The organism is Pseudomonas sp. FeN3W (assembly GCA_030263805.2).
GTDB classification, from domain to species: Bacteria; Pseudomonadota; Gammaproteobacteria; order Pseudomonadales; family Pseudomonadaceae; genus Stutzerimonas; species Stutzerimonas stutzeri_G.
In genome coordinates, this window is record CP136010.1 from 3,515,630 (window position 1) to 3,529,809 (window position 14,180).

Below are 14,180 nucleotides of genomic sequence, written 5' to 3' on the forward strand. Positions count from 1 at the left end.
GATCCGGCAGACATTCGTCTTTTCCGGCTGCAACCATCGCTGTGGTAGATTGCTGGCACTTTGGTTTTCGGGTCGGGTGGCGGGGTTCGCAGGGCGTGAATCCGTTTTCGTCGTCTGGCCTGCACGAGGCATCATGCGGTACGTCTTCCTGCTCATCCTGGCTCTCTTGCCGGCCCTGGCCGCTGCTGTCGAACTGGACGAACACACCCGTCACCTGCCACTCGGGCAGCTCATGCGGGTGTTCGAGGATCCACTTGGCGACGCGCAAATCGACGAAGTCGCCTCGCCCGCGTTCGAAAGTCACTTCCTGCCTCACCGGACCGCGGTGTTCAACGCCGGCTATTCGCGCTCCGCGCATTGGGTGCGCGTCGATCTGCATTACCGTCCGCAAACCGTGCAAGGCGCGCGACGCTGGTTGCTGGAGGTGGCCTATCCGCCGCTCGACAGCCTGCAGCTGTACCTGCCTGACGGCAAAGGCGGTTACCGCCTGGCGCGTGACACCGGCGACACCCGCCCCTGGGCCAGCCGCGAGATCGGCCAGGGCAACTACCTGTTCGAAGTGCAGCTGCCGACTGATCGGCCCCAGCGCCTGTACCTGCGCGTGCAAAGCGAGGGTTCGATCCAGGTGCCCCTGAGTCTCTGGTCGCATCACGCCTATCTTGAGGCGCAACCCGGGCGGCTCTATGTGCTGGGCATGATCTACGGCGTACTGCTGGCGATGCTGGTCTACAACCTGTTCATCTATATCAGCATCCGCGATCCCAGCTACCTCTATTACATCCTCTACATCGCCGCATTCGGTCTTTATCAGGTCTCGGTGAACGGCGCCGGTGTGCAGTTTCTCTGGTCGGATCGCCCCTGGTGGGCCAATGCCGCGACGCCGCTGCTGATCGGGGCCACCGGGCTGTTCGGCTGCCTGTTCACCCGCAGCTTTCTGCGCACCGCGGAGCACAGCCGCTGGGTGGATTGGCTGCTGCGGCTGATCATTGTCTTCTCCGTGCTGGTGATGGCGCTCGCCATGGCCGCCGATTACGGAGTGGCCTTGCGCCTGGCCACCGCGCTGGCGCTGCTGTTTACCCTGGTGGTGTTTGCCGCCGGCATCCTGGCCTGGCTGCGCGGCATGCGTGTGGCGCGCTACTTCATCATCGCCTGGAGCGCGCTGCTGGTCGGCGGGCAGATCAACACGCTGATGGTGCTCGGGCACTTGCCACACAACTTCCTGACCATGTACGCCAGCCAGCTAGGTGCTGCGCTGGAGGTGGTGCTGCTGTCGATGGCGCTGGCCGACCGCATCAACGGGCTGAAGGACGAGCGAGCGAAGATCCTGGAAAACGCCCGTGCCGAGCTGGAACAACTGAACCGCGAGCTGGCCGAGAGCAACCGGCTCAAGGACGAATTCCTCTCCAATATCAGCCACGAGCTGCGCACGCCGATGATGGGCGTGATGGGCGCGCTGGAGCTGCTGCCCAGCTCGGATACGCCGGAAGAGCTGCAACAGTACCAACACATCGCCACCGGCTCGGCGCGCGACATGATGCGTCTGGTCAACAACATCCTGGTGCTCAGCGAACTGCGCGCCGGCAAGTTGCGCCTGCAGGATCAACGCTTCAGTCTGCGGGAAACCGCCGCACGGCTGCAGCAGCAGTTCGCCCCGCGGGCGCAGGACAAGGGCCTGGTCTTCGATCTCGAGTTCGACGAGAAGCTGCCTGACCGCGTGTACGGAGATGGTGAAAAGCTGGAACAGAGCATTTGCCATCTACTCGACAACGCCGTCAAGTTCACCTCCCGTGGGGCTGTCACGCTGCGTTTCGCTGGTGCGCTGGAGCAGCGCGAACTGCTGCTGAATGTCGAGGTCGTCGACAGCGGCATAGGCTTCAGCGACGCCGACCTGGCATTTCTCTATCACCAGTTCCGTCAGGTCGACGGCTCCATGACCCGGCGCTACGGCGGCCTCGGTATCGGCCTGGCAATCAGCCGGGGGCTGATCGAGGTGATGGGTGGGCAGCTCGATCAGCAATCACGGCCCGGCCTGGGCAGTCGCTTCTGCGTGCGTCTGCGCCTGCCGCTGAGCGCGACGGATGGGCCCGCCGCAGGCCGTGCGAACGATCTTCCGCCCTGCGCGCCGATTGCCTGACGCGCGGACCTTTTGGCCGATACCTCGCTTCAATCCTCGTCGCGCAGCATGTTTCACTGCTGATCCATTGCCGCGCGGCCGGCGCCCCGCCCAGGCCGGCTACGCTTGCTGACAGCTGTGCCGGTATTGAAGGAGGACGCCCAGATGAATCCGCAAAGTTGCGCCGAAACCCACGAGGTCACCAACCAGGTGCCGCCCCTCGACGGCGCCAACCTCTACCGTATCGACCTGCCGCTGCAGCAATGGGTGCAGCGCTACCACGCCGGCTGGGCGGACGAACGCCTGGATGCCTACGGTGCGCTTGCCGGCGGTCCGTTGATGCAGGCCGGTTTTCTCGCCAACGAGAACAAGCCGGTGTTCAAGAGTCATGACCGCTATGGTCATCGCATCGACCTGGTGGAGTTTCACCCGGCCTATCACGAGCTGATGCGTGCGGCCATCGAGCACGGCATCCCCTCGCTGCCCTGGGCTGATCCGCAGCTCGGCGCACAGGTGGCGCGCGCGGCGTTGATGTACCTGCACAACCAGGCCGAGGCCGGCAGCAGCTGCCCGCTGACCATGACCTACGCCAGCGTACCGGCGCTGCGCCTGCAGCCGGATCTTGCCGAGCGCTGGCTGCCGAAGATCCTCGCCCGCGAATATGACCCGCGCAACCTGCCGATGGAGCAGAAAGCCGGTGTCACCATCGGTATGGCCATGACCGAGAAACAGGGCGGCACCGACGTACGCGCCAACAGCACCCGCGCCTATCCGGTCGGCGCCGCTGGCCCCGGGCAGGCCTACGAGCTGGTCGGGCACAAATGGTTCTGCTCGGCGCCGATGTGCGATGCCTTCCTCACCCTGGCGCAGACCGACAAGGGCCTGTCCTGCTTCCTGCTGCCCCGCCATCGGCCGGACGGCACGCGCAACCAGTTCTATATCCAGCGCCTGAAGAACAAGCTGGGCAACTGGGCCAACGCCTCCAGCGAAGTCGAATACCGCGGTGCGCTGGCCTGGATGGTCGGTGAGGAAGGGCGCGGCGTACCGACCATCATCGAGATGGTCTCCTCGACCCGTTTCGACTGCATGATCGGCTCCAGCTCGCTGATGCGTCAGGCCCTGACCCAGGCGCTGCACCATTGCGCGCACCGCCAGGTCGGCGGGCGGGTCCTGCTGCAGCAGCCGCTGATGCAGAACGTGCTGGCCGACCTTGCCCTGGAAAGCGAGGCGGCGCTGGCGCTGACCCTGCGCATGGGCCGCGCCCAGGACAATCGCCATGACGAGCACGAAGACAAGTTCGCCCGTCTGGTCACCGCCGTCGGCAAGTACTGGATCTGCAAACGCGCGCCGAACATGATCGCCGAGGCCAGCGAATGCCTGGGCGGAGCCGGCTACGTCGAGGAAACCATCCTGCCGCGGTTGTATCGCGAGGCGCCGGTGAACTCCATCTGGGAGGGCTCGGGCAACGTGCAGTGCCTCGACGTCTTGCGCGCGCTATCGAAGGAGCCGGGCGTGCTCGAAGTCCTGTTCGCCGAGCTCGGCGACGGTCACGGCGACGCGCGCCTGAAGGCGCATATCCAGCGGCTGAAGGCCGCCTTCGGCGACAGCGAGGACATCCAGTACCGCGCCCGTCAGCTCACCGAAGACGTTGCCGTCGGCCTGCAGGCCAAGCTGCTGCTCGAAGCCGGCAACGCGGCCGTTTCGGATGCCTTCATCGCCAGCCTCCTCGAAGGCCGCGGCCGGGTCTACGGCACGCTGCCGCGGGGGCTGGATATCGACGCGCTGCTGGAGCGCAGCGCGCCACACCTGGCCTGAGCGGGCGCGGCTCAAGTTTGCCTGGCTCCTGGCCGACAGCCTGGCTATCAGCCAGGAGTCCGCAATGGTCCAGCCCATATCCGCTTCCGCGGCCCTCGCGCGCCCGGCCTCGCGTACGGCCGTACCGCCAGGGGGCGCGCGCGAAGCCGCGCAGGAGCCCTCCGAGTCGTCGACCCGGGTATCGTTCAGCGAACGCATGCGCGAGCGTCTGCTCTCGGCCGGCAAGGCCACCCGCTCGCTGTCGAACGCGCTGCGCGAGGCCGACAGCTCGAAAAAGGAAGCGGCCCGCCAACGCCTCGAAGAGATCAAGCAGCGTATCAAGATGCTGCGAATGCTGGTCAGCGGCGGGCTCGCCTCCAAGGGCATCCTGCGGGAGATCCGCCAGTTGGCCCAGGCGCTCGGCCAGGCCGCCAAGGTGCTCGCCGGATCGGATGGTGCCGCGGGGCATGCGGGCAGCGCTGAAAACGCGGCGTCCGCGAGAGCGCCATCGGGAGAGGCACCGGGTGAAGCGGAGGCCGGGCCGCAGGAAACGAGCGTGGCGCCCGCGGGCCAGGATGCCGCGATCGAGGATGCCGGCGAGCGATCACCCGAACAGGAACGACAGGACATCGACGACGACCTGGCCGCGCAAACGGCCGTGACGCTGAGCCTGTACCTGGAAAACCTGCAGCGGGCGAAGCAGGACGAACAACCGACCGCCGACGACGCGAGCCAGCGCCGCGACGACGCGGAACTGATCGAGGACGTGGTGCGCCGGCTCAAGTCCCTGCTGGCCCTGGTGAAAAGCGCCCGCGCAACGGACGATCCCGACTCGCGCAAACAGCTCGCGGAGATCGAGGCACTGCTCGGCGAGAGCGAAAGCACCGCCCGAAACCTCGGCGGCGGCTTCCCCGGAGCCGGACCTTCCCTGGTGGGCGCGGGGCTCTCGATCAGTGTCTGAGGGTTGCCCAGCAGAGCGATAGCGCCTTCTTCGATTCGCTCGCTATCTGCACATCCTCGCGAAGGTGGGGAACAGGCGGGCCAGGTGATGGGCAAGTTCAACAACCTGGGTTTATCCCCGCGGGTGGGGTAATGCTGAGACCAGCTCTGGCCACATTCGGCGCCGTCCGGTTGCGGGGAACACCTCAAACGGTGCCGGCTTGCCGGCGCCGCTCAGGCGTGAAACTCAAGGGCTTTGAGGAGGCATGCAGGAGCCAGCCGGCTTTCGATCTGCAGGATGTGACCGAGCTGCGATTCGAGGAATCCGCATGGCTCGCTGGAGTCACCTACAATCTTGCGGTCGGCCATCATGAGCTACTGTCGGGCGCTGAGCCCTCACAATTTCCGGATTTTATCTATTCCTGGGCCACGTGCGCGCCGGATCTGAGCAAGTCAGGCCGGGTCCATATAAATCGCCGTTTCGAGCGATGGCTGGGCGTGACGACCGGTGACGGCCGCATGGCGGAGTGCTACGACTACACCCTCGAGGCCCTTCGAGTTCTGAGAGGCCGCCAGTTCGATACCCGATCGCTTTATGATATCGCCCTGCTGCGTAGCAGCGAGGACACCCCGGAGACCGGACCTCGGTCGTTCGCCGGCCGCTGTGCGCTGGAGTTCTACGCACGTCAGCCGAAGGGGTTGGATGGCCAGGCTCCGCCGCAAACGCCAATGGAAACGCTAATCGGCTATTGACCGGAGCCCGGGCTTTTTTGTGTCCGAACGGTCTATGTTTGTCATAGACCGTCGCGGCTACGGCCGGATCCAGCCTTCGGTCGATCCGGGGGCGGCACCCGGTACGAAGGCGAAACCCCGCCCGGCGTGGATGATGTAGGTTTTCGTCGTCGACCCGCCCCGGTATTCAATGCACTCTATCTCATATCCCCCGTCCAGCTTTAGCGGCCGGATGGCCGTTACGCGCGCGCACAAATGTCCGTTGAGGTTGATCCCCGTCGCGACCAGCTCCCGGGTTTCGGCTTCGCCCGGCACGTTCTTTACGGCCGCCAGGTCGACCGGCAAGCCTGCTGCGCGCATGCCGAACCATGCCAGTTCGCGGCGTTGTTCCACTGGATCCGCCCGCTGTTTCCTGATTGCGGCCTGCTGATCCTCTGCAGCCCACCGGGCGTCCCTTTCCGCCTCCCGTGCCTCGCGCGCGGCGTTATCCTGCCAGGCGAGGAAAAGCCCTGGCACCAGCACGAGCGCCAGTACGCCCCCACATAACCGGACGACCGGCCACCACGAATTAGGCAAAGCGGGCTCCGGCTCGCATTCCAGCTCTCGCCCCTCGAGCCTTTCAAAAGCTGCCGCCCAGCGCCGTTCTTTCGCCGCCTGCTCGGCTTGCCTACGGGCTTCGAACCCGCTGGCCAGTGCGGAATAGATCAGATAGGCCAGCAGGCCCGCCAGCACTACGCCCACCGATACCAACACGCTCAATAGCTCCAAGTCCATCCCGCCCCCTATCCATGGTGGCCGAACGATATCGCGGCGCCCCGCCGGGGTCAAAACGTGTGCGAACCAGGAGCACGAGACACGCCAGCCGTACAGCCCGATGTCCAGCTCTGTACAGCTCGGCCGCCGTCCAGCCCTACCTCTTACTTTGCCACCCTAGCGAGACCTCCAGCCCGGGCGCCGCGAGCGGCCGCGTCCAACCGGCGCGCGGTTCACCCCCGAACACCATAAGATTGGTAAAGAACCCGGCACAAATAAGCGGTTCATCCCCGCGGGTGCGGGGAACACTTCCAGTGGGTGATCGATCAGCCCCTCGCGGTCGGTTCATCCCCGCGGGTGCGGGGAACACGTGTCGGTCTTGGTGAAGTCCTTGTCGGTAGTCGGTTCATCCCCGCGGGTGCGGGGAACACGTCAAAGAGGCCAAGAAATGAAGAATGAACCGATCGGTTCATCCCCGCGGGTGCGGGGAACACGGTACTGCGGGTTGAGCCTTGGCGGCAGCGGCCGGTTCATCCCCGCGGGTGCGGGGAACACTCGGGGGAGGGTTTTCCAGAGAGGGGCGAGGACGGTTCATCCCCGCGGGTGCGGGGAACACGGCGGTTCGCTCGCCCTCGCGTGCCTGCACCAGCGGTTCATCCCCGCGGGTGCGGGGAACACATGGCCGCCACCGACCTGCACAACCTCGAAGCCGGTTCATCCCCGCGGGTGCGGGGAACACGGAAAAGTGCCAGCCGCTGTCGCGTCATCCGACGGTTCATCCCCGCGGGTGCGGGGAACACAGGTCCATGCCGAAAGCGGTGCCGGTTTTGGACGGTTCATCCCCGCGGGTGCGGGGAACACCGTGAGGCTGAAACCCATTATCTGACCAAGAGCGGTTCATCCCCGCGGGTGCGGGGAACACGGTGAGATTGGCTGCGCTGGCGAACTTCGTTCCGGTTCATCCCCGCGGGTGCGGGGAACACCCCCAACAAGGAGCTGTCATGGCCAAACGCAACGGTTCATCCCCGCGGGTGCCGGGAACACTCTTGCCGTAACTTACTGTTCCAGCAAGGAAAAATCGAACGCCGAAAATCTACCAGATTTTCATTGTTAAAGAGCGGAGCTTGATTCGGCTCGAATGATAGTGGCAATTTGCTATCGTTAGTCACTGGCGAGACATGGATGAAAGGATTCTCTGATCTGAGCGCTCAGGCCCGCAGGCTCTGGGCCAAGAGTGGTGAGGGCTTCGGTCATGGCGTCCTGGCGCATCTGCTGGATGTGGCCGCAGTGGCCGAATGCATGCTCGAGCATGAGCCCGCCAGCACCCTGGACTGGGCGGCCCGGGCCCTGGGATTGGAGCACCAGCATGCGGCGCGCTGGATTGCCTGTCTGGTGGGGTTGCATGACTTCGGCAAGGCCATTCCCGGTTTCCAGGACAAATGGTTCGAAGGGCGGTCGGCCGATGAGGCGCTGGGCCTGCCTTTTCCAGCCCGTTCGATGAGCGTCACCGACCATGCCTGTGCCAGCGCTGCCTTGCTCTGGGAGCATCTGCCGCGCCAGGGTATTGATCATCTGTTGTGGATTCGTCATGTGTTGCAGGCCATCAGCGCCCACCATGGTTACAACTTCAACCAGACCGAACTCACCCGCGCCAAACCGCCATTCGAGCCACCGGCCTGGGGCGAGGCGCGGCGGGAACTCTTCGACGCCTACTGGACAGTGCTGGCACCACAGGGTGCGCCGCAGATCGAGGCGCTGTCGCAGCCAGCGGTGCAGTGGCTGGCCGGGTTGACCAGCGTGGCCGACTGGATCGGCTCCAACCCCGAGTGGTTCCCACTGGGTGAGCGCCACGTGCTGCTCACCGGGCATTATGCCGATGCCCGTATGCGTGCTGATCAAGCTCTACAGCGGATCGGCTGGCGACCCTTTCAGCCCCTGCTGACTGCTCCGGCCACGGCCGATCGACTTATCGGGCAGATCGTCCAGCGCCCGGAACTGACCGCGCGCCCTTTGCAGCGCGAGGCGGACCGCCTGCTCGATGGTGTGCGGGGCCCTGCGCTACTGCTGGTCGAGGCGCCGATGGGGGAGGGCAAGACCGAACTGGCTTTTCTCGCCCACCTGCGGCTGCAGGCTGCCAACCAGCACCGGGGGCTTTACGTCGCACTGCCGACTCAGGCCACGGGCAATGCGCTATTCAGCCGAGCATTGACCTTTCTGCACGGCTTTTCAGCCGACACTTCGCTGGATGTGCAATTGGTGCACGGCGGTGCCGCGCTCAGCGAGCAGGTGCTGGCGTTGCGTGGCATCTATGGTGCAGAGGGTGAAAGCGTCTCCTCGTCGGCCTGGTTCTCTCAGCGCCGCCGCCCGTTGCTGTCGCCCTATGGCGTCGGCACCGTGGATCAGGCGCTGTTCGCCACGCTCAACGTCAAGCATCACTTCGTGCGCCTGTGGGGGTTGAGCAACCGCGTGGTGGTGCTCGACGAAGTACATGCCTACGACACCTACACCAGCGGCCTGATCGAAGCGCTGCTGCGCTGGCTCAAGGCGATGGGCAGTTCGGTGGTGCTGATGAGCGCCACCTTGCCGGCGCCACGCCGCGATGCGTTGCTGCGTGCCTGGGGCGTTGCTCCAGAGGCAGCGCCCGAGCTGAACTACCCGCGCCTGCTGCTGGCCGACGCGCGTGGGGTGCAAGGCGGTACGTGCGACTCACGGCCATTGCCGCCGATTCAGCTCCAGGCCGTGGCGGAAATGATCGACAGCCTGGCCGCCAAGGCCTGTGAACTCGTGCGGCAAGGCGGTTGCGGCGCGCTGATCGTCAATACCGTGGATCGCGCGCAGGGCCTTTATCTCAAGCTCAAGGTCGAGTTGGGCGATGAAGTGCCGCTGCTGCTGTTTCATGCGCGTTTCCCGGCGGATCGGCGTAGCGAACAGGAACTGGCGGTCCTCGCGCGCTTCGGCCAGAGCGGCGAGCGACCTGCCAAGGCCTTGTTGATCGCCACCCAGGTGGCCGAGCAGAGTCTGGATATCGACTTCGACTTCATGCTCACCGACCTGGCTCCTGTGGATCTGATCCTGCAGCGCGCCGGTCGTCTGCATCGTCACCAGCGCGAGCGCCCCGAGGCGCATTGCCAGGCGACCTTGTATGTGGCGGGGCTGGCGCCAGAAGCCTTGCCCGATCTCAAGAGCACGGCCTGGGAGTACGTCTACGAGCCTTACATCCTGGGACGTACCTGGGCGTTGCTGTCGCGCGAGCAGGCATTGCATCTGCCGCAGGATATCGACCGGTTGGTGCAGGCGGTGTATGACAGCGAGGATTTGCCGGCGGATCTGGCCGAGGCTGACCGCGCCTTCATCGAGGATGAAGCCTACGGTAGCCATCTAGGCAAACGGCAGACCGAGCGGATGATGGCGCGTAATGTTGCCATCGACCCAGAAGCCGAGCCACAAAACGCCTACACCCAGAAGAATCGTGGCTATGAAGAAGGTGAGGAAGGTTTGGGGCTGCCCAACTACACCCGCCTCGGCGACGACTCCATGACTCTGATCCCCGTGCATCAGGTGCCTGGCGGTTGGAGTCTCATGCCAGATGGTGAAGCCTTCGATCCCGATCAGCCGCTGTCCAACGCGCTGGCCAGGCAGCTCCATGCCCGCCAGCTGAAAACCTCACGCGCCGCACTGGTCAAACATGCACAGGGTGAAGAATCACCTCGCGCATTCAGCGAGCATCCGCTACTGCGTCACCTCAAACCGCTGTTGCTAACCGATGGTTATTTGCAGATCGGCCGTTTGACGGTGCGTCTGGATGATGAGCTGGGCTTGGTCTATCAGCGCGAGATTTGAGTTCAGTCCGCACTTGGCCACTGGCGCGCCGTATGCAGCACGCGGAGTATTCGTACCTGATCATTGGCCAGGTCGTAGATCACCAGATAATGCTGGTGCACGACCAGTTCTCGGGTGCCGTTCACTCGGCCTGGTCGTCCCAGACCGGGGTGATCGGCCAGGCGGCTGACCTTCTCCGTGAACAACTCATCCAGCGCCAGGGCGGCAGCAGGGTTGTCCTGGGCGATATAGCTGCGGATGGCTTGGCGGTCGTTCAGCGCGAGACGCGTCCATGCAAGCCTCACGATGCGGTGCTGCCCATCTTGCGTCGCATTTCATCGCGCCATGCGGCGGCTTCGGCTTCGACCTCTTCGCTACTGAGTAGCTCACCGGCATTGGCCGAATCCAATCCCATCTGCACCTGGCGGCGCAGCCAGGCATCGTGCTCGGCGGCCTCTTGCTGTTGCCGGACGAAATCACGCATGAAGTCGCGCAGCAACTGGGCGCCGGTGCGGTCGCGGGCTTTGGCAGCCTGGGCAAATTCGCTTTTCAGTGCGTCGTCTACGCGAAAGGTAAAGGTGGCTTCACTCATGTTTGAGCATCTCAATGTGTTACAGGGTCAGTGCATTGTAGCACGCGGTCATTTAGGGAAGCGTGATCATGGATGAGCGGCATTGGCTAGGCTGACCTGACTCATGCCATGGTGGCACTTTGTCTGCTTTACTGCAGGCCTGTCGGATTCAGGGAGGAGGAGGGATATGGAATCACGCAGAGAACAGGGAGCAGAGGTGCGGCATGAGTGAATCGTTCTGCCTGCTCGACGAGCCATGGCTGGCAGTACGGATGCACGATGGGCAGGTGCGTGAACTGGGTTTGCTTGAGCTATTCGAGCGCGCCAGCGAGATCAGTGCCCTGGCGGAAACCTCGCCGCCGAGTCTGATCGCCCAATACCGGCTGTTGCTGGCGATCACTCACCGCGCCATCAGCCAGGCGCAAGGGCGCTGGAGGGATGCCGAGCGTTTGCGCTGGTATCAGGACGGGCTGCCGCTGGCGGCCATTCGCGACTACCTGCAGCATTGGCGCGAACGCTTCTGCTTGTTCCATCCGCAGTATCCCTTCATGCAGGTGGCGGCGCTGGCCGATTCCGAAGCCACCCGCGACAAGCTCAAACCCTGGACTCAAATTTCCCTGGCCAGCGCCAACGGCAATGCGCCGGTGGTGTTCGATCACTCCTGCGATCTGACACCACGCAACATCGGTGCCGCCGATACGTTGCGTACCTTGCTCGGCTTTCTGCAATTCACGCCCGGTGGCCTGGTCAAGACGCTGCGCGACTCCGACAAGGCAGGCGCCCTGGCCAATACGGCAGCGGTGATGCCGATGGGCGATTCGCTGGCGCAAAGCTTGTGCCTGGCCCTGCATCCACCGACTCAAACGGGGCATGAAGACCTGCCAGCATGGGAGCGCAGCGCGCCGAGCATCGCGCAATTGCAGGGCGACCCGGAACTGGCCAGCGGCCCGAATGATCGCTACACCCGGCAGAGCCGCGCCGTGCTGCTGCTCAGGGATGATGATCAGCGCTTGCAGTGGATTCGCTTCGCCGCAGGTTTGGCGCTGGGCGATGACGTGCAGGCGCCCGACCCGATGGCCAGCTACCGCGCCGGTAGCAACAGCCTGGTGCGCCTGGGCTTCACAGAGGGACGTGCCTTGTGGCGTGATCTTCCTGCACTGTTGCCGGATGCTGAAGGCAAGGCGTCGCAGCCTGCCGCAGTGCTGGAGTGGGCCGCCAATCTGCAGTTCTACCTGGGCAATGGCGTGCAACCCTTGCTTATCGCTGGCCTGGCCAGTGATCAGGCCAAGCTTTTGCGCTGGCGCTCCGAGCGTATCGCACTGCCTGCCAAGCTGCTGGCTTCACCCGATCACGCCAACGAATTGCGCCGCTATGTCCGCGATGCCGAAGAGCTGTTCACTGCCTTGCGCAAGCTGGCCACCGGCATGCTTGCCGAAACCTTGCCCGACCCTGGCAGCAAGGACACCTGGGCACGTGCGCGCAGCCTGATCGACGCCGGCCCGGCGGGCGCCCTGTACTTCGCCAGCGCCGAGCGCCATCTGGGTCGTGTCATGGCGCTGCTGGGCAACGATGAGTTGGACGAGGCAGAGGCGCTCTGGCGGCAGAGCCTGCATGACGCGGCTCGTGAGGCCTGGCAGGCCGTGCTGGCCGGCTTGGGGCGAGGCGCCAAAGCCCTGCGTGCCGAAGCACGTCATTATCCACGCCTGCAGGGGCTACTCGCCCCGTTGCAGGCGACTCCCACACCCGACAAGGAGGTTCGCGCATGAGTGAGTTCGTGCAGAGCTTTATCGCGCATTTGCAGCGCCTGCAGGAACGCGACCGGGGCGCCCTGGCCACCCTGCGCCGCAGCCTGAGCTTCAAGCCGGGCAGCTATCCGCCGGCTTATCCGTATGTGGAACGCTTCGTCGCGGCTGAGCGGCATGCCCAGGACGCTTCGCGCCTGGCGCTGTACCTGACGGCTGGCCTGTACGCCGCTCATCCTCATCACGGCGCCAGAAGCCTGGCCAGCAGCCTTGGCGAGCTGATGCGCAAACGTGACAGCGCCAGCATCGAACAACGTTTCATCGCCTTGCTCGGTGCCGATGCGGAAAACCTGGCGGTATATCTGCGCCAGATCATCAGCCTGCTGGCCGCCGATGATCGCCCGCTGGACTACGGCGTGCTGCTGCGCGACCTGAGCGTCTGGCTCAACCCGCATATCGATGCCGAGCGCCGCGACGGCGTACGCCAGCGCTGGGCGCGGGACTTCTACCGTGCACTGGCGGAACCTGCCGTCGACACTCCTGAACAAGCTGCCAACGACTGAGAGGGACATCATGAGTCTGTTCGTCGAATTTCACCTGATCCAGAACTTCGCTCCATCCAACCTCAACCGTGACGACACCGGCGCCCCCAAGGATGCCCTGTTCGGTGGTTATCGCCGCGCGCGGGTCAGCAGCCAGTGCTTCAAGCGCGCCATTCGCCTGGCCGCCCAGGAGCATGAGTTGGTTGCCCCGGAGTTTCGTGGTGTGCGCACCAAGAAGCTCAAGGCGCTGCTGCTGGAGCGTCTGGCCGAGCGCGATCCGCTCGAAGCCGAGGGCAAGATCGAAGTAGCCTTGGCCGCTGCCGGCCTCAAGCTCAAGGATGACGGCAAGACCGAGTACCTGCTGTTTCTCGGCGAGGCCGAAATTGCTGGTTTCGCCAACCTCATCGAGCAGCACTGGGATGAGCTGGCCGCTGCCCCGGCAGGTGGTGAGAAGAAGGGCAAGAAGGAAGCCAAGGCCAGCGCCCCGGCCGAGGTGGTGAAAAAGGCCAAGGCCCTGCTCGATGGTGGCAAGGCGGTGGACGTGGCGCTGTTCGGGCGCATGCTCGCCGATATGCCGGAGGTCAACCAGGATGCCGCCTGCCAGGTGGCGCATGCCATCAGCACGCATCGTGTGGAGCGTGAGTTCGACTACTTCACCGCCGTCGATGACAAGGGCGGGGCGGACGAAACTGGCGCCGGCATGATCGGCCAGGTGGAGTTCAATTCCGCCACGCTGTACCGCTATGCGGTGGTCGATGCCAACAAGCTGTTCGGCAACCTGCAGCAGGATCGCGAGCTGACGCTTTCCGCGCTGGAGTCCTTCACCCAGGCCATGGTGCGCGCTATCCCGACGGGCAAGCAGAACACCTTCGCCGCCCACAACCTGCCGAGTTTCGTTGGCGTCTGCCTGCGTCATGCCAGCCCGTTGAACCTGGCCAACGCCTTCGAGAAGCCCATCGCCGCACGCCAGGATACAGCGCTTAGCAGCCTGTCGGTCGGTGAACTGGCCAGGCACGAGGGAAAATTGGCGGCGGTCTATGCCGACGCTCGGGACCAGTGGGCTTACCTCGATCTGAGCGAAGCCTGGCCGCAGCAGAAGGGCTTTGCAGTGCAGAGCCTGGGTGAGCTGGCGACCTGGGTACGCATGCAGGTCGCCGCACAACTGGAGGGCTGAG

General features: G+C 64.6%; 11 protein-coding genes and 1 CRISPR repeat array. Of the genes, 8 read left to right on the plus strand and 3 right to left on the minus strand.

Translation table 11 applies throughout. The features are described 5' to 3' along the window. The first annotated feature begins 133 nt into the window (after positions 1-133). The 4 genes from P5704_016535 (at position 134) to P5704_016550 (ending at position 5,599) form a co-directional block, all read left to right on the plus strand. Entirely contained in the window at positions 134-2,134 is a 2,001-nt protein-coding gene (locus tag P5704_016535) for a 7TM diverse intracellular signaling domain-containing protein (protein ID WOF77646.1), read from the plus strand. Between the two features lie 144 nt (positions 2,135-2,278). Next, entirely contained in the window at positions 2,279-3,928 is a 1,650-nt protein-coding gene (locus P5704_016540) for an acyl-CoA dehydrogenase family protein (protein WOF77647.1), read from the plus strand. Between the two features lie 64 nt (positions 3,929-3,992). Further along, positions 3,993-4,868: a hypothetical protein gene (locus tag P5704_016545; protein WOF77648.1), complete on the plus strand. Its 876-nt coding sequence runs from the start codon at positions 3,993-3,995 to the stop codon at positions 4,866-4,868. A 131-nt stretch (positions 4,869-4,999) separates the two neighbouring features. Then, the gene (locus tag P5704_016550; GenBank protein WOF77649.1) at positions 5,000-5,599 is read left to right on the plus strand and encodes a hypothetical protein; all 600 of its coding nucleotides are present in this window, start codon (positions 5,000-5,002) and stop codon (positions 5,597-5,599) included. Between the two features lie 57 nt (positions 5,600-5,656). Here P5704_016550 and P5704_016555 read toward each other — a convergent pair whose 3' ends face one another. Beyond that, positions 5,657-6,352: a hypothetical protein gene (locus P5704_016555; protein ID WOF77650.1), complete on the minus strand. Its 696-nt coding sequence runs from the start codon at positions 6,350-6,352 to the stop codon at positions 5,657-5,659. A 259-nt stretch (positions 6,353-6,611) separates the two neighbouring features. Continuing rightward, positions 6,612-7,375: a CRISPR direct-repeat array (repeat unit 29 nt; unit sequence CGGTTCATCCCCGCGGGTGCGGGGAACAC). Positions 7,376-7,513: 138 nt separating this feature from the next. Between P5704_016555 and cas3 the strand changes: the two genes are divergently transcribed. Next, positions 7,514-10,171: a CRISPR-associated helicase Cas3' gene (gene cas3, locus P5704_016560; protein WOF77651.1), complete on the plus strand. Its 2,658-nt coding sequence runs from the start codon at positions 7,514-7,516 to the stop codon at positions 10,169-10,171. Positions 10,172-10,173: 2 nt separating this feature from the next. Here cas3 and P5704_016565 read toward each other — a convergent pair whose 3' ends face one another. Then, on the minus strand, positions 10,174-10,458 hold the full coding sequence (locus tag P5704_016565; protein ID WOF81263.1) for a type II toxin-antitoxin system RelE/ParE family toxin: 285 nt from the start codon (positions 10,456-10,458) through the stop codon (positions 10,174-10,176). Continuing rightward, positions 10,452-10,742, minus strand: a complete 291-nt coding sequence (locus P5704_016570; protein ID WOF77652.1) for a hypothetical protein — start codon at positions 10,740-10,742, stop codon at positions 10,452-10,454. The genes P5704_016565 and P5704_016570 overlap by 7 nt, the downstream gene beginning before the upstream one ends. A gap of 203 nt (positions 10,743-10,945) precedes the next feature. Here P5704_016570 and casA point away from each other — a divergent pair, with 203 nt between their 5' ends. Genes casA through cas7e form a run of 3 tightly spaced genes read left to right on the plus strand, consistent with a single transcriptional unit; the run spans position 10,946 to position 14,179 of the window. Further along, entirely contained in the window at positions 10,946-12,487 is a 1,542-nt protein-coding gene (casA, locus tag P5704_016575; protein WOF77653.1) for a type I-E CRISPR-associated protein Cse1/CasA, read from the plus strand. Continuing rightward, positions 12,484-13,026, plus strand: coding sequence for a type I-E CRISPR-associated protein Cse2/CasB (gene casB / locus P5704_016580; protein WOF77654.1), 543 nt, complete (start codon positions 12,484-12,486; stop codon positions 13,024-13,026). Before casA ends, casB begins: the two co-directional genes overlap by 4 nt. A 10-nt stretch (positions 13,027-13,036) precedes the next feature. Then, complete coding sequence (gene cas7e / locus P5704_016585) at positions 13,037-14,179, plus strand: type I-E CRISPR-associated protein Cas7/Cse4/CasC (GenBank protein ID WOF77655.1); 1,143 nt, start codon at positions 13,037-13,039, stop codon at positions 14,177-14,179. The last annotated feature ends 1 nt before the right edge of the window (position 14,180 follow it).